Source organism: Pseudoalteromonas sp. JC3, from assembly GCF_030291895.1.
Lineage (GTDB): Bacteria > Pseudomonadota > Gammaproteobacteria > Enterobacterales > Alteromonadaceae > Pseudoalteromonas.
This window is the reverse complement of sequence record NZ_CP127855.1, coordinates 59,261-75,905: the sequence shown is the minus strand read 5'-3', so window position 1 is coordinate 75,905 and position 16,645 is coordinate 59,261. Positions and strand designations below refer to the sequence as shown.

Below are 16,645 nucleotides of genomic sequence, written 5' to 3'. Positions count from 1 at the left end.
AATAATGGAAGTGAAATATGTCATCACAGGACACAACAAGTGACACAGGCTTTTTTGGTCATCCAAAAGGTCTGTTTACACTGTTTCTCACCGAGATGTGGGAGCGAATGAGTTATTATGGCATGCGTGCCATGTTAGTGCTTTTCATGACGGCAACCTTACAACAAGAAGGCCTTGGTTTTACTGTCGCATCTGCAGCCGCAATATATGGCCTCTACACTGGTTCGGTTTATTTCTTAGGGTTACCTGGCGGATGGATAGCCGACCGCCTCCTTGGTGGTCAACGCGCGGTTTGGTACGGCGGGATCATCATCATGTGTGGCCACATTATTCTCGCCATTCCTAGCGAGTTTTCTTTTTTTGTGGGCCTTATCTTTGTTGCCAGTGGTACGGGCTTATTAAAGCCAAACATCAGTGCCATGGTTGGGCAGCTCTATAATGATGAGGATAATCGTCGTGACAGTGGTTACGCCATTTATTATATGGGGATCAATTTAGGCTCTGTGATTGGTTATATGGTGTGCGGCTACTTTATGGAAAATGTCGGCTGGCACTGGGCCTTTGGCGCAGCGGCTGTCGGTATGGCAGTCGGCCTTATCACGTATCGTTTAACAGGCAAATATATTGCCACTGTCGGTAACGAGCCAACTAACCCCATGAAAGGAAAAGAGAGCGTAAAAGCATGGAGTGCTATAGGCCTTGCAATTGCGGCTGTCGCAGCAGTTACCATTGCTGCATTTACTGGCGTATTAGTGATAAACCCTGTGGTACTGGCAAAGTATGTAGCCTTCGCTTTCACCATTACGTTTTTCTTGTACTATGGTTATATCTACTTTGCTGGAAACCTAGATGAAAATGAAAAGCGCCGAATGTGGGCTCTCTTTTTGGTTTGCGTTGCCTCTACCTGCTTTTGGTCTGGCTTTGAGCAAGCAGGCTCTTCGCTTAACCTCTTTGCTCGTGATTATACGGACCGCTTAATAGGCAGCTTTAGTATTCCCACAGCTTGGTTTCAATCTGCCAATGCCTTTTTCATTATTATCTTATCACCTTTCTTTGCAGCGCTTTGGATTAACTTAGCCAAGCGTATGATCACGCCAACCTATAGCGTAAAATGTGCGATTGGCCTTATCATCATGGCGAGCGGATTTATTGTGATGTTTTTCGCTTCCCAATATGCAGCCCAAGGCCTACAAGTAGCGCCAATGTGGTTGATAACCACTTACTTTCTGCACACCGTGGGTGAACTTTGCTTAAGCCCAGTGGCGTTGAGCGCAGTAAGTAAGTTATCTCCCAAACGTTTTGCTGGGCAAATGATGGGGGTTTTCGTACTCACTTACTCCATTGGTAATATCTTCTCGGGTCTGCTCGCTGGTAGCTTTGATCCTAATAATATCGAAGACTTGCCCAACCTTTATCTGCAAATTGCATTATTTACGATCGGTATTGGTGTATTTGTCGGTGTGCTTGGTCTTAAAACCAAGCATTGGGAAAAACAATCTGAAAAGCCACTGACAGAACAAACGGCTTAAACGAATTGGAGATGTAGGAGTGATGACTTCTACATCTTCTCAAACTAAGCTAAAATCAGATAACTACAATTCGGCACGCCCATTGCTGCTTGATGTCTATATCAACAAAAACACATACGGTTCAATAAACTTTTATTATTCATTTCTGTAACTCGATTCCTTGTCCAAAATAGAGTCACACAACACAAATATGTCGTTTTTCTTCCGACTTTGCTACTGTACTGGCTCTTTCAAAAAAGGATGCTGTTTTCTATGTCTAAAGTTATGATCACTGGTGCAACGGGCTTACTTGGCCGCGCACTTTGCCAAGAGCTAAGTAGTACCCACGAAATTTTAGGATGTGGCTTTAGCCGAGCAGCCGCGCCACTTCACAAACTTGACTTGGCTGACCACAGTTCGGTTTTAGATTTCTTAGATAATCACAGCCCAGAGGTACTTATTCACGCAGCAGCAGAGCGCAGGCCAGAACAATGTGAGCGAGACCAAGCGGCGACGCTTGCGCTCAATGTTGCGGCAACCGAGTTCTTAGCCCAAGCCTGCCGCGAAAGAGATATTCGATTTTTCTTTATTAGTACCGACTATGTGTTTGACGGTACCTCAGCACCTTATGTTGAAACAGATATCACTAATCCTGTGAACTTCTACGGTCAAACTAAGCAAGCTGCGGAGCGTGCAATACTGGCAGACAGCGCACTACACACCATAGTGCGAGTGCCAGTTTTATACGGCGAGGTAAAAACGCTGGAAGAATCTGCGGTAACCGTTATTGCAAAACAGCTGTTAGCCAACCCCGCTTCAAGTCACGATCATTGGGCCATTCGCTACCCCACCCATGTCAATGATATTGCGCTAACTCTCAAGGATGTTATCGCACAGCCTAACCTTAGTGGGATTATTCATATCAGTGGCAATCAAGCATTCACTAAATATGAAATGGCGCAGGTCATGGCGAAGGCTTTGCAGCTACCGACGCAAGATCTCATGCCGCTGAGCCAACCGAGTGACGACGCAACAAGACCAAAAAATTGTGCACTAAAAGACACAAGATTGATTAACATAGGGATCGCTCACCAACGCGATTTTGCAACCGCGGTGAGTGAAGTGCTCACGAACCACAGATAACGCTTAGAAGAGGTTATTACGACCAAAGGGCACTTCTAATGTATTGTCATTGCCTGATACTGAGTGCCCTACCATTTCGTCATAAGCACTTTGATGTCTAATCACCATTTCCATGTAGCTAATATCAAGCAGGCGTTTTTGAATTTGCAGCGGGTTATGTGCTTTTAAAAACTCACCATTTTCTTCCGTGACATAATATTCCACGTTATTAATAAGCACACTGACTTGATAAAGCGCTAAATCAATGGAATGCACTATTACCTTTTGCAGCGGCTGATGTTGTTTTAACTTTGAAAACGCAATGGCCATTGATATTCCCCATACATGGATCCAAACAGTCTGTTGCCCTACAATACGCGCTGTTATCTCATTTTGATCATGTGAATGTCTATGTCCTATCCGATGCGTTTGGCTAAATATCTCAGCCACTGCGGTGTTTGCTCTAGGCGACAAGCGTCTCGCTTAATTGACAGCGCAAGAGTGACCGTAAATGGTCGCTTGGCCAATCACATAGATCACATCAATTTGACCGATTCCATTATGGTCGATGGTGAACTGGTCGCGCCCCCGCAAGCGAGAAGGCTCTTTGTTTACCATAAACCTGTTGGTATAGACTGCAAAGTGAATCCAGATGACCCGGCTAGTATCTATCATGTACTACCTAAATCGTGTCGTGTTTATCCAATAGGTCGGTTAGACAAAGACAGCCGGGGGTTACTACTACTCACCAACGATGGGGCACTGTGTCAGCAGTTAATCCACCCAGACCATCATCAAGAGAAAGAATATGAGGTGCAAGTCGACAAGCCTCTAGATCCAGGTTTTTGCCTTAAAATGGCAGCCGGCGTGCCAGTGAAGGGCCAAATAACCCTACCCTGTACCGTTGAACAAATCGCACATGACCGCTTCAGAATAGTGTTGCGCCAAGGACTCAATCGCCAGATCAGAAGAATGGCACATCACTGTGGTTATCGGGTTATCGACTTATACCGAGTGCGTATCGCAAACTTAGCATTGACACAACTAGAGGTTAACTCCGCTGAAGTGAAAGAGATTTCAGCAGAGTTAATTAAATTAGCCTAAGTGTAGAGTCATGCAAAGGACAACTATAAACCACACACCACAATAATGGCGATAGCACAGCCGAGTCCTAGCGCCCATACGATGGAGCGCAGCACGTCAATATTCGCCCAATACAGCACACAATATAATGCTCGAGCGACAATATGGCCTATGGCTAGCCATTCGACTAGAGAAGTGTAGGTTTGGGTGCCAAACGCAACGGCTAAGGCGACAGCAAAAACAGCTAATGACTCAAAACAGTTTTGATGTGCGGCTAATGCTCTTGCCCCCAGCCCTGTCAGCTTCTTTTGCTGTTCACGCGGGAGCTTGTTGTCATAGCCCCCTTCTTTGTTCATCGCCACTGCCACAGGAATTTTGGCAAAATAAGGTAGTAAGATAGCAAGAATTGCACAGATGATTAGTATACCCACAAGATACTCCTTCAACCTTTTGATTATTCAACTCAGTAGAGCAGAATAGCGTTAAAAAGAAAAGCCATAAGTGAATACGTAATACCCTAACCTATGGCCCAATCTTGTAGCATCGATCTTAATCATATCGTGATACTGAAAATTGAACATGTGGCAAATTGTCGCAGTACGCCAACCACAAGAGTTGCTTCCCTAGCACCTTGATACACATTGAATTATTTTCACTATCACGAAAATGCATTTATTCAGACTCGCTCCTATCCGGTATGCTGATACACATTCGAGCATTGTAGAGTCACCTCTCATGTGGATTTTGTTCACCTTGCTAGCGGCTTTTTCTCAGGCTTGGCGAAATGCTTTTCAAAGCAAATTGAGTGAAAGCGCCTCCACAGCCAGCGTCACTCTAGCAAGATTTATTTTAGCCAGCCCACTTGCGGGGTTATATCTTTGGAGCCTTTACCAGATTGCTCCTGCAGAATCGCTCGTCATTAGCGATGACTTTTTAGCCTTTGTGCTGGGGGCCAGTGTCATGCAGATCATCGCGACGGGGTTAATGGTGGTGCTGTTTAAGCAAAATAATTACGCCATAGGTGCTGGACTTGCGAAGAGTGAGGCACTCGTGGCGGCGATTTTGGGCGTACTCTTTTTTGGCTCGAGCTTAACTTTACTCGGTTGGTTTGGTGTCTTTATCGGCGCCATCGCGGTGTTGTTATTGAGTGGGTTTAGCCTGCGTGCTTTCAATGGTAAAACTGCTCTAGTAGGACTTGCCTGTGGAACAAGCTTCGCGCTTACTTCTCTTTGGGTGCGTGAAGCCAGTATCGCATCGGGCCTACCTTTCCCCCACAGTGCAGCCTGGGTGTTGCTGTTAGTGCTGGTTTGCCAAACTGTGATGTTGAGTATGTATTTGACGATACGCGAACCACACTCTTGGCGCGTGCTGTGGCAACGTCGTAAACTGACGCTGGCAATTAGTGTTAGCAGTTGCATCGGTTCTATAGGTTGGTTTAGCGCAATGAGCCTTGAGCATGTAGCCTACGTGAAAACCCTTGGCCAAATCGAAGTGTTTTTCACTTTGCTTATCTCATTTTTATGGCTCAAAGCGCCGGTAAAGAAGCGCGACTCAATGGGACTCTTACTCATCGCCATTGCGGCTATTTTGGTTATGCTAACTTAAGTACCACAACCCCACTGATGATAAGTAACACGCCCAAGTAGCGCATAAAACTACTTGGGTCACCGTAGAAAAAGATACCCACTAAGAATGTGCCTGCCGCGCCAATACCCGTCCACACCGCATACGAGGTACCCAGTGGAATTTGCTTTTGCGCCAGCCATAACATCCAGCCGCTCAAGGCCATAAAACCAACGGCTATCACTATGCCTAACCAACGAGTATCGGCTTGTTGAGCCATTTTCAGACCAACGGGCCAACCTATTTCAAACAAGCCAGCCATAATTAAATAAACCCACGCCATACTATTTTTGTTTCAACTCCACAGAATACAGGTCTTTTCTTCGGTCTCGTAAATTACGCACCGTTCCTTCACTATGCAATATTTTGAGTTTATCTAAGTCTAAGTCACTAAATAACAGCATTTCCGTATTTGGTGTTGCTTCGTTGAGTGCAGCATCATGAGGAAAAGCAAAGTCCGATGGCGTCAACACCGCTGACTGCGCGTACTGCACATCTAGGCTTTCTACCTGTGGCAAGTTGCCAACGCTTCCTGCGATAACAACGTAGCATTCGTTTTCAACCGCACGAGCTTGCGCACAGTGCCTCACCCTTAAATAACTGTTTTTCGTGTCAGTCCAAAATGGTACAAACAAAATATCCAGCCCTTTTTCAGCCATGATCCGTGATAACTCTGGAAACTCCACGTCGTAGCATACTTGGATCCCTACTCGGCCCGCATCCGTATCGAACACTTCAATTTTATCACCGCCTTTGATAACCCAATCGTAGTCTTCGTGAGGGGTGATATGAATTTTACGTTGTTCATCCACTTTGCCAGAGCGGTGACACAAGTAACTGACGTTATAGAGTTTGTCGCCCTCAAGTAGCGGCATAGAGCCGGTGATAATATTGGCATTGTACTCAATCGCCATTTGCGACATAGCGGCTCTAAACTGCTCGGTATACGTCGCCAACGCACGAATAGCTTCGGTCTGATTTCTATAGCTTCCGAGACCCATTAGTGGCGCGTTAAAGAATTCAGGGAACAGGATAAAGTCACTTTGGTAATCCGAAACCGTGTCCACAAAATACTCAACTTGTTTCATTAGCTCCTCTACCGATTCCACCCGGCGCATTTGCCACTGTACAGCCCCCACTCTGACGATGGTTTTCTTACTTTCGATCACGGTATCGGTGGGCTCGAAGAGAATGTTATTCCACTCAAGTAGGGTCGCATAGCCTTCGGAGTCCTGATCTTCCGGTAGATATTGTTTAAGCAGTCGCTTTACTTGGAAGTCGTTGGCAAGTTGGAAGCTTAGAATGGGGTCGTGTAATTCTTTATGATCGACTTTGTTTATATACTCCATTGGCGACATACTGCCACGGAATTGCTTATAAAGCGGAATACGACCACCTGCTAAAATCGCACGCAAGTTGTACTGACGACAAAGCTCTTTACGGGCATCATACAGTCGCCGACCAAGGCGTAGACCACGATGGCTTTTGGCTATCACTACATCCAGCCCGTACAGCGCATCAGCATTACTATCACTAAAAATTCGGCTATGCGCGTCAACAATGTCTTCATAGGTATGCGGGTTAGAAAAGGTTTGATAGTCAACTTGAACACTCAGCGCGATACCGACGAGACGCTCACCGTCTTTGACACCGATCTGTCCCTCAGGAAACTGGTCAATCAACCTAAATATCGTATGACTCGGCCACGCTCCACCAAGATCTGGGTAGGCTTCATCCATTAATGACTTAACCTGATCGTAGTCAGGCTTTTCTAGGTTACATAGCGTGATCCGCGCTTTTTCTACAGACATATCAACTCCAAAGCTTTTATTATCTACCTCTCACTCTACTACAGCGTACCTTGCTGGATGCTGAGCGAATAACCAGAGCTTAGGTCAAATAGACGGCAAATCACAATAGAGCTTCTATACTTATTTTATTGTGAATACCACAAGAGCTTACGTTTGACTAAATACCACCCTTATAGCAAACCAGACCAAGTAGAAGCATTAAAATTTGCATTATTACGACGTGTGGCCGCGTATTGCATGTGGCTACACGCTGGCCTCATTGGTGTATTTTGGCATTTAGAGGTGAACATACTTGCTTGGGTCAACGTGGGTAGTGTGCTGATGTGGTACGTTGGCATTAAACTCATTGATGCGAGTAAGCCCTCTATTGCACTGCGGGTTTTCTGCCTTGAAGTCGCCGTCCATGCGACGCTGGTGTGTGCCTATCTCGGCATGTCACTCGGGTTTCAGTACTATCTCTGGACAGTGTCTTGCCTCATGTTGTTAGACTACCAACTCAGGTTACGCAATGCCGTGATTTATTCCGTTGTGTTGATCACGCTATTCGCAGTCTTAGAATTATTGTTTGGTGATGTTGCCTATCAATATCGCTATCAACAGTTAATTCCCTATGTCCATTTTGCCAATGTGCTCATATGTGGTATTCCAATGATCTACACAATCAGCCACATACGTAAAATGACGGTGCAACAAAGAGACAAATTAGAAGAACTCGCTGCACACGATCCGCTCACTCAAATGTTCAACCGTCGCTATGCGCGCGAATTAATCACCCATGCTAAAGAAAACTGTATCTCTACTCACTCTCCTTTATGTTTGGTGATGGCGGATATCGACCACTTTAAAAAAATCAATGACACCTTTGGCCATGACAAAGGAGATCAAATCTTAAAAAGCGTGGCCGAAACAATCAAAGCACATATTCACCCTGCAGACATTGCCGTTCGTTGGGGTGGTGAAGAATTTTTAATTGTGCTGGCGCCTTGCTCTAGTGGAGAGGCAATGCAGCGCATGGAAAAATTACGACGAGCCGTCGAAGCCACCAGTTTTGAAAACGAAATACTTAAAGTCACCATGAGTTTTGGCGTTGCAAATTGGGACCCTAGTCAATCTTTTGAGGTTGTCATTCAACATGCGGATGCCGCACTTTACGACAGCAAACATTCAGGTCGAAACCGCGTTACCGCAGCACCGATTTTGCGTGTATCGGAGGGCGTCAGTTAACCCTCCGATACGTTCAGTGCAAAGCCTTACTTAGGTGAAATGACAATCTGGTGAGTTATTTTGCCTGGTAACAAGGGGGTGTTGCCTCCTTCAGTATAGTCATTAAACCCCGTACGATAAAATGGTGATAGCGGATGTCCACTTTGGCCACCAGCAACTGTTAAAATCGCATTTTCTAAATGGCCAGGTTGTGCAATAAAGCGCTGTGATGCACCAAATGCTTTACCTTGCACTGCTGGCATAAAGGTATCACCAAAGGCTTGTGTGGTTGGCATATCTAACAACCCACTTAGCATAGGCATTTGTTTGGAGAATGGGTGCTGCACCTTAAGTGCATTCACATCTCCCCAACGCCAAGCGGCCATATTACTGCCATAGCGTTCACTGAGTTTTTGTTTGGCTAGTTGATATGCCGCCAGCTCAAGTTCATTCCAATTGCTATAGCTGCCAAGCCAGCTATTTGGTTGCTCAGTTAAAAGCTGCCAAAGACCGGGTTCGAAATAACCTTTAACAGACTTCAGCGACAGGCTCTGCGTTTGTAAATACTGCTCTAACGGCGCATATAATGTGTCTATCAAGGCATTGCGATAAGCTTTCACCAAAGTGTAGCCAACTGAATCAGCACACGCGCAGCCCTGCCAGTCTTTAAGTAACTTTAAGTCTTTATCAAAGGAGCTTGGGTCTTGCGTTTGCAATAGCGTGACTAAACGCTCATGCCAAGGCGTTAAAAACTTCGCTTGGTTATCCAGTTGCAGCTGATAGAAATCTGCTTCGGTGAAAACTTGCTTACTAATCAGGCCATCACGAATTTGTGCGGCGCGTGCACCTGGCGCATAACCGCCATCACCAAAGCGTTGATTATCCGCGACAGACACGACTCGAGCGTTTGCAGTCCATAACTTACCGCTTTCAGGGTCTTGTACCACCGGGCGAATACTCTCGTTATTTTGCCAAGAGGATTCATACTCTTCCTGCTTCACCGCAGTATCATGAGCAAACTTGCGAGCAGGAATAGCGCCAATCGGCGTCCACGCTGCACTACCTTGGCTATCCACCACGACCAAATTCTGAATTGGAATGCCCACATTTTTGGCATGTGCAGTCGCTTCTCCAACTTCAGAGAACAGCTCAAGCTGAATGAGCTCTAGATTGACTGCATAGGGCTGGTGAGCAACCCAACTCAGCGCAAGCTTTTTATCACCCAACTGCTTTACTGGGCCAAACGCACTCATTTCCAACTGATAAGTATGCACCTCACCGCTAGGTAACATAATCTCTTCAGCGATCTGCTGTGTTTTGGTGTCGCTATTAAGCTCTATCCAATCAGCAGCATCTAGATAGCCATTCGTAAATCCCCATGCGATGTGATTATTGCTACCAACAACGATGGCAGGCGCGCCAGGTAACGACACGCCTGTGACTTGTACCTCTTTACCCTGTTCCTGATAGTTTAGCTGCGCGCGATACCAAATTGATGGTACGCTTAAACCCAAATGCATATCGTCCGATAACATAGCCGCTCCTGTTTTCGTCAGCGCACCGGTTACCGCCCAGTTGTTACTGCCATATAACGGTACATCTTCAATATGCTGAGGCTGAATTTGCGCCAGATGCAGCTCTAAGATTGGAATAGCGGCAGTTGGTGCCGTTATTACGCTACCATCTAATGCGGCTTGATGGTGGCTGGGCTGCAAAATGAAATCGAGCATACCTTGACCATATTGCTGCTTAAGGGCTATCAAGGCTTCATCACGCTCATAGTTGGCTGTTTGTAAATCTAGATACATGCTGAAAATAACTAGCAAGCTGTCCTCTGGCTGCCAAGGTTTAGGTTTTGATCCCAATAGCAAATATTCAAAACTGGTGAACCCAGATTGCGCTCGACCATCATTCACTCCACGAGTATAACGCTCAAGAGTTAATCGATAAGCACTCGGTAAGGACCGTACAATTAACTCAGCTCGCTTTCTAAACTGATGAAATCGCATCCTTTCATCTAAACCTATTGCAGCGGAACCAAATAACTCGCTCAACTCACCCGCAGCATTACGACGTAATAAATCCATTTGAAAAAATCGGTCTTGGCCGTGCGCAAAGCCCAAACCATAGGACGCATCTGCTCGCGAGTCCGCCGATACCACTGCTTGTCCCATCGCATCTCGCGCTACCGTCACGGTATTTTCAATTGTCGTAGCACTACCTTTTCCATCGAGTGCTGGCAAGCTCAATGCCAACAGACCATAGATGGTCGCTGTCCCTAGTAATACGAGCAACAGCAGTACGACAACAATTCGTTTAATCCAAATAAGCATAGCTATCCTTTACAATGTGCTAAATATACAGCTGGAAGGTATATCATGTCATCGGCCAATAAACCAATATTCTCGACTGTGTCACAGTTATAAGACAATCAAGTTAAAACGTTTTATTTTGCTCAATTAGATTTCGCTTTGTGAGGACTGAACTATAGTTAAATCATCGTCTTCAACACAAAAGCACCATGATTTCTGAACTATCGACATCACCACTTAAATTTCGCTTTGTGAAATATAGCTTCTGGCTTCTGCTGGTCGTTATCATTGCGGTGGCATGGTATGTCGATCAAGTAAACTATCGCCGCTTAATCGCAATAGAAAAGAGTCGCTCGACCGAGGAAGTGAATGTCTACCGCACTAAAATAGAGGGTATTCTGGCAAAAAATGTACAACTTGTCAGAGGGCTAGGCATTGCCCTTTCAGGTCAATCCGAGCTATCTCAAGCTCGCTTCGAACAGCTCGCAAAACCCTTATTCGATAGTAGCCGAACCCTTCGCAATATCGGAGCAGCCCCAAATATGCGGCTCGACTATATTTATCCTTTAAAAGGCAATGAAAAAGCCATAGGCCTAAACTATCAAACCCATCCGACGCAAAAATACGGCGCATTACTCGCCAAAGAAAGTCGCGAAATCGTGATGGCAGGGCCACTAGAATTACTTCAGGGCGGGACTGGTTTAATCGCAAGAGTTCCAGTTTACACTGATAAAACCCACTTCTGGGGGTTACTCTCTGTCGTGCTCGATATGGATAACCTTTATCAACAAGCAAACTTTACCGCATTAGAAAGTCAATACCTGATTGCGATTCAAGGCGTGGATGGCAAAGGCCGAGAAGGTGATTATTTTTATGGCAACAGTAATATACATTCGCTTGCCCCCATCGCATTTAGTGTTAATGTGCCCTCCGGTGAGTGGGAACTCTACGCCGTGCCCCGCATTGGCTGGCAACCAGCAGTAACTGCAGTATGGCCTTTTCGCTTAGCAATCATCGCGCTGATTGTCATCTTTATTGCCGCATTTATCTTTATCAATCGACTGCTATCGCAACTTCAACGCAATGCCTTATCACTGACCAATATGGGCATACTCGCAGAAGTTGGCGCATGGGAAATTAACGTCAAAACCCGTGATATTATTTGGTCGGACGTCACCCGTAGTATTTTCTGCGTGCCAAGGCAATTTCAGCCTACTTGGATGAATACGACAGAGTTTTTCAAAGCAGGTTTGCACAGAAAGCGCTTGCAAGACTGTATTGATGAACTTATAAAAACCGGCCATGAGTTCGAAGAAGAATTTATCATCCAAACCCAAAAGATGGATGACTTATGGGTGCTGGTGAAAGCACGCGCTATTCGCAGTGGCAAACGCACTAACCACATTTTTGGTTCCATTCAAAATATTCATAAACGCAAAATCATGGAGATGGAACATGATAAATTCGCCAAAAATAATGAGCTCCTTGCCCATTTGAGCTCTCACGAAGCCATCTTAAATAACCATCTCAGCAAAGCACTCACACTCTGTGCAGATACCTGTAGCAAAGGAGTGGAGGTTAATAAAGTTAGCATTTGGCAATTTAATGAGGATAAAAACCAGCTGATCCCAGTGTGTTTTTCAAATGCAGCGATGGATAACTTAGAGCACTTTCCTCCTTGGCGAAAAGCAATAGCGCCTGCGTTATTCAATGAAATTGAGAGTGGCCAAATAATTGCGGCGGAACAAGCTGAAAACCACCCAACAACAATGGCCCTCACCACAACGTACCTTGAGCCTTTTGAAATTAAGGCGATGCTTTGCTGTCCTATCAGTCATAAAAACCAAACCTTAGGCGTTCTTTGTGCAGAGTACGACATAATAAGTCCAGCTTGGGGTCAAAGCGATCTCCGTTTAATGAAGTCTATCGCCGCCATGTTAGGAAGCCTTTTTATCAATAAAGCCCACCAAAAGGCAAAAAATCAAGCCATCATTGATAAAGATTTAGCAGAGCAATCCGCAAAAATGAAGGCTGAGTTTTTAGCCAGCATGAGTCATGAGATACGCACCCCACTTAATGGTGTAATGGGTATGGTTGAGCTTGTCATGCACTCACAACTCACTTCGACTCAACACCACCAGCTCTCCTTGGCACATAGTTCAGCGAAATCTTTGCTCACTATAATTAATGATATTCTCGACTTTTCCAAAATCGAGGCTGGTAAGCTAACGATAGAATTTGTTGAGTGCGATCTTATCGAGATGCTCAGTAATATGCTGTCTGGGTTTGTGCGCGCCGCTGATGCCAACAATAACCGGCTGCATATCGATTTATCAGGTATGAAAGTCCATACCGCGCAAACTGATCCGAATCGCCTCAAACAAATTCTCAATAATTTGCTAAGCAATGCAATTAAGTTCACCCATGATGGTTCAGTAACATTAAGCTGCCATACAGAACAAACGGGCGAGCAAACTCGGCTTTGGTGCAGTGTAGAAGATACAGGTATCGGTATATCAAAGGAAAAGCTCAATAAAGTTTTTGATTCATTTACCCAAGCAGATATATCAACCACTCGGCAATATGGCGGCACAGGGCTTGGTCTCACCATTGCAAAGCAATTATCTCAATTGCTCGGTGGCGACCTACAAGCATTTAGTAAAGAACACGTTGGCAGCACGTTCTCCTGTAATGTGCTACTAACTGCTGCCAAACCCATTACCGAGCATGAAAAGTCTGATAATTCAACGTTATATATATTAAGCGAAATCAATGAAGACTATAGTAAACTACTGAAGCCTTGGCATATCACGTGCTTACACGTGCAGCAACTTGATATGCTCATGACTCAGCTACAACAACCATCCTCACATCTTGCTGTTATTTTGGATGCCAAGTTACTCAATGCCATACCACGGAAAAAGCAACAAGCACTCAAAACGCAGCTAACACAACAACAGATCGCTCATGTGGTTGCCGTTGAAGAACAAAGTAGTGAAACGCTCTCGCTATTTTCCTCTTGTGAGCGGGTGTACTACCCCATTACGCCATATGCAGCACTTCAGGTGTTCAACTCTGATTATCAAGATCCAGACAAGCCGAAATCCGTCAAAGCCGATTCACCGGTCAGTGCTGAACCCTTGTTAGCACGCTCAATCTTATTAGTGGAAGATAATCGGATAAACCAAACCGTTGCGATAACCATGTTAGAACGTTTAGGTGCAAAAGTAGTCTGCCAAGAAAATGGAGAGTTAGCACTTGCACACTTGCAATCGATTAACAAACCTTACGATGTTATTCTAATGGATTGTCAGATGCCGGTGATGGATGGTTATCAGGCAACACAGCAGATCCGCCAAGGTGTTGCCGGAAAAAACCATCAGAATAGCGTGATCGTTGCACTAACCGCCAACGCGATGCAAGGTGATAGAGAAAAATGCCTCAATGCAGGTATGGATGACTACCTCACCAAACCCATTGACTTTGATGAGCTAAAAGCCAAACTTCTGCAAGTAAAACCACAGCAAACAATGCAGGCACCTTCGTCTACGGCCCAACAAAGTTAGCTCGCACACTTTGCTACAGTAAATATTGGTATTATATTGCTATTATCAAGATGATGTTATAAATCTCATCAGCAACAACAAAAATAAGGAAAGTGATGCAATTAGATACTCAAGAGCAACGTGTACTGGGTAGCTTAATCGAAAAGCAAGTCACCACCCCAGAACAATATCCAATGTCACTCAACGGCCTCACCAATGCGTGTAATCAAAAGTCAAATCGCGAGCCGGTGATGGAACTCTCTCAAAATGACGTGCTAGATACACTGACTCGCCTACAAGAAAAACGCTTAATTACCTGCGACGAAGCACTGTCTGGTCGCGTCGACAAGTACAGCCAGCGCTTTTGTAACAGTGATTTTGGTCACCTTAAAGTCAACGCGAAACAAAAAGCGATTATCTGTTTGTTGTTACTGCGTGGACCACAAACCCCAGGTGAACTGCGTACCCGCAGCAGCCGCCTCGCAGAATTCAGTTCCGTACAGGACGTTGAGTCGACATTAAGTGCGATGCAAGAACATGATTATGTGGTTAAGCTTGCCCGAGAACCAGGAAAACGAGAAAGTCGTTATCAACACTTGTTTGGTGACCAAGTCGTTGAACCAACAACAACATCGGCAGAACCCATAACCTACACACAAAATGACAGCGAAATCGAGAGCTTGATCGCCGAGATTGAGCAATTAAAGCAAGAGCTCGCCACCATCAAAGCACATTTAGGGCTTTAAAAAGCGCGTCAGCACCAACATAATAGAAGTTTATCGCCCCGATAGTATTGAGGAAACAGTATGCGTGAAGCAATCATGGCCGAAATGAAAGTTCAGCCAATTATTGACCCGGAATTTGAAGTCAAACGACGTGTCTCATTTTTAAAAGCACGATTACAAGCCTCTGGCTGCTTCACTCTTGTGCTTGGCATCAGCGGAGGCGTTGATTCGTCAACTTGTGGACGCCTATGCCAGCTAGCTATCGATGAACTCAATGCTGAACATGGTACTGGGGCTTATAAATTTATTGCCATGCGCTTGCCGTATGGCGTTCAAGCTGATGAAGATGAAGCGCAACTTGCACTTGAGTTTATCCAACCGAGTCAGCGCTTAACAGTCAACATCAAGCCTGCGGCCGATGCTATGCACGAGCAAGCACTTGCTGCCATGGCCGGTGGAAGCGTGCCACTGCCTTCACAAGCCAGCGTGGATTTTATTAAAGGAAACGTAAAGGCACGCCAGCGCATGGTAGCGCAGTACGAAATAGCAGGCCTGACTCGCGGTTTAGTAGTCGGTACCGATCACAGCGCTGAAAACATCACGGGCTTTTACACCAAGTTTGGTGACGGCGCCTGCGACTTAGCGCCCTTGTTTGGCCTGTCAAAACGCCAAGTTCGCGCACTAGCGGCTTTTCTCGGGGCACCTGCGGGATTAGTACATAAAGTACCGACAGCCGATCTCGAATGCGACCGTCCAGGCCTTTCCGATGAAGAAGCGCTAGGACTAAGCTATGACAATATTGATGACTTCCTTGAAGGTAAGCCTGTTAGCAGTGAAGTAAACGACAAACTTATTGCCATTTATCAGCGCACCCAACACAAGCGTCAACCAATTCCTACAGTATACGACGAACAATAGTCTTGTTGGCAGGAGATAACCAGTTATTCATCCTGCCAACCCTAATTTCTCAATTCACAAGGTGATTAACGTATGAGCCCCGCAGCTGCACCTATTTTAATTACTGGTGGCGCACAGCGCATTGGACTTGCTTTGGTGAAACACTTTCTCGCTAAACAGCAAGCCGTCATATTGACGTATCGCACCAAACATCAAGTTATCGATGAACTAGCATCGCTAGGTGCCATTTGTATCAAGGCTGATTTTGACGAGCCAGAAGCAATCACACAACTCAACAACCAAATTCGTGCCCATACCGACGCACTCAGTGCCATCATCCACAATGCATCGAGCTGGGATTGTGAAGCCAACAACCCTGATTTTTCAGCATTATTCGACAATATGATGCGGATCCACGCTAAAGTCCCTTATTTGATCAATCATGCCTTGAGCGACTTATTGACAGCTAGCAATAACGTCAGCGATGTGATCCATATTACTGACTATGTAGTAGAAAAAGGCAGTCCAAAACACATTGCCTATGCCGCAAGTAAAGCTGCATTAGATAACTTAACTCGGTCATTTGCCGCTAAGTTTGCACCTAACATCAAAGTGAATAGCATTGCACCTTCTCTTATCATCTTTAATCAAGACGATAGTGACGAGTACAAGGCAAAAACCTTGAAAAAGTCTATTATGGGAATTGAGCCTGGTAGCAAAGAAGTTATCAATAGTGTCGACATGATACTCTCTAGCAACTATATGACAGGACGCACGGTACAAATCGACGGTGGCCGCCATTTGAGGTAACGCATT

At 45.4% G+C, this 16,645-nt stretch carries 14 protein-coding genes; 9 read left to right on the top strand and 5 right to left on the bottom strand.

Going from position 1 to position 16,645, the window contains the following annotated elements; all coding sequences use genetic code 11:
* Window positions 1-17: 17 nt before the first annotated feature.
* Both QSH61_RS00375 and QSH61_RS00370 read left to right on the top strand, forming a co-directional pair.
* Window positions 18-1,529 carry a peptide MFS transporter gene (locus QSH61_RS00375; protein WP_206472099.1) on the top strand — a complete coding sequence of 504 codons (1,512 nt, stop codon included), beginning with the start codon at window positions 18-20 and terminating at the stop codon, window positions 1,527-1,529.
* A 252-nt stretch (window positions 1,530-1,781) separates the two neighbouring features.
* Window positions 1,782-2,651 carry a dTDP-4-dehydrorhamnose reductase family protein gene (locus tag QSH61_RS00370; protein WP_174171000.1) on the top strand — a complete coding sequence of 290 codons (870 nt, stop codon included), beginning with the start codon at window positions 1,782-1,784 and terminating at the stop codon, window positions 2,649-2,651.
* Window positions 2,652-2,654: 3 nt separating this feature from the next.
* Here the strand turns inward: QSH61_RS00370 and QSH61_RS00365 are convergent, their stop codons facing one another.
* Complete coding sequence (locus QSH61_RS00365) at window positions 2,655-2,960, bottom strand: DUF6482 family protein (protein WP_174171001.1); 306 nt, start codon at window positions 2,958-2,960, stop codon at window positions 2,655-2,657.
* Window positions 2,961-3,041: 81 nt separating this feature from the next.
* Between QSH61_RS00365 and QSH61_RS00360 the strand changes: the two genes are divergently transcribed.
* Window positions 3,042-3,734: a pseudouridine synthase gene (locus QSH61_RS00360; protein WP_174171021.1), complete on the top strand. Its 693-nt coding sequence runs from the start codon at window positions 3,042-3,044 to the stop codon at window positions 3,732-3,734.
* A gap of 23 nt (window positions 3,735-3,757) precedes the next feature.
* On the opposite strand, the gene QSH61_RS00355 is transcribed toward QSH61_RS00360, so the two are convergent.
* Window positions 3,758-4,144, bottom strand: coding sequence for an MAPEG family protein (locus tag QSH61_RS00355; protein WP_010604218.1), 387 nt, complete (start codon window positions 4,142-4,144; stop codon window positions 3,758-3,760).
* Between the two features lie 304 nt (window positions 4,145-4,448).
* Between QSH61_RS00355 and QSH61_RS00350 the strand changes: the two genes are divergently transcribed.
* A complete protein-coding gene (locus QSH61_RS00350) occupies window positions 4,449-5,318 on the top strand; it encodes an EamA family transporter (protein ID WP_206472098.1) in 870 nt (289 codons plus the stop codon).
* Here the strand turns inward: QSH61_RS00350 and QSH61_RS00345 are convergent.
* Together QSH61_RS00345 and QSH61_RS00340 are read right to left on the bottom strand one after the other, a co-directional pair.
* A complete protein-coding gene (locus QSH61_RS00345) occupies window positions 5,305-5,619 on the bottom strand; it encodes a DMT family transporter (RefSeq protein WP_010604216.1) in 315 nt (104 codons plus the stop codon). The two genes, QSH61_RS00350 and QSH61_RS00345, sit on opposite strands and share 14 nt — an antisense overlap.
* Window position 5,620: 1 nt before the next feature.
* Window positions 5,621-7,147 carry a carbon-nitrogen hydrolase family protein gene (locus QSH61_RS00340; protein ID WP_010604215.1) on the bottom strand — a complete coding sequence of 509 codons (1,527 nt, stop codon included), beginning with the start codon at window positions 7,145-7,147 and terminating at the stop codon, window positions 5,621-5,623.
* 153 nt (window positions 7,148-7,300) lie between these two features.
* Between QSH61_RS00340 and QSH61_RS00335 the strand changes: the two genes are divergently transcribed.
* Window positions 7,301-8,371: a GGDEF domain-containing protein gene (locus QSH61_RS00335; RefSeq protein WP_174171004.1), complete on the top strand. Its 1,071-nt coding sequence runs from the start codon at window positions 7,301-7,303 to the stop codon at window positions 8,369-8,371.
* 26 nt (window positions 8,372-8,397) lie between these two features.
* On the opposite strand, the gene QSH61_RS00330 is transcribed toward QSH61_RS00335, so the two are convergent.
* On the bottom strand, window positions 8,398-10,683 hold the full coding sequence (locus QSH61_RS00330; protein WP_206472096.1) for a penicillin acylase family protein: 2,286 nt from the start codon (window positions 10,681-10,683) through the stop codon (window positions 8,398-8,400).
* 188 nt (window positions 10,684-10,871) lie between these two features.
* On the opposite strand from QSH61_RS00330, the gene QSH61_RS00325 reads away from it, so the two are divergent.
* The 4 genes from QSH61_RS00325 to folM all read left to right on the top strand — a co-directional run bounded on the left by QSH61_RS00325 (window position 10,872) and on the right by folM (window position 16,639).
* On the top strand, window positions 10,872-14,228 hold the full coding sequence (locus QSH61_RS00325; RefSeq protein ID WP_206472094.1) for an ATP-binding protein: 3,357 nt from the start codon (window positions 10,872-10,874) through the stop codon (window positions 14,226-14,228).
* A 95-nt stretch (window positions 14,229-14,323) separates the two neighbouring features.
* Complete coding sequence (locus QSH61_RS00320) at window positions 14,324-14,953, top strand: YceH family protein (protein ID WP_010604211.1); 630 nt, start codon at window positions 14,324-14,326, stop codon at window positions 14,951-14,953.
* 60 nt (window positions 14,954-15,013) lie between these two features.
* Complete coding sequence (gene nadE / locus QSH61_RS00315) at window positions 15,014-15,850, top strand: NAD(+) synthase (protein ID WP_039490991.1); 837 nt, start codon at window positions 15,014-15,016, stop codon at window positions 15,848-15,850.
* Window positions 15,851-15,922: 72 nt separating this feature from the next.
* Entirely contained in the window at window positions 15,923-16,639 is a 717-nt protein-coding gene (folM, locus tag QSH61_RS00310) for a dihydromonapterin reductase (RefSeq protein ID WP_095727080.1), read from the top strand.
* Window positions 16,640-16,645: the final 6 nt, after the last annotated feature.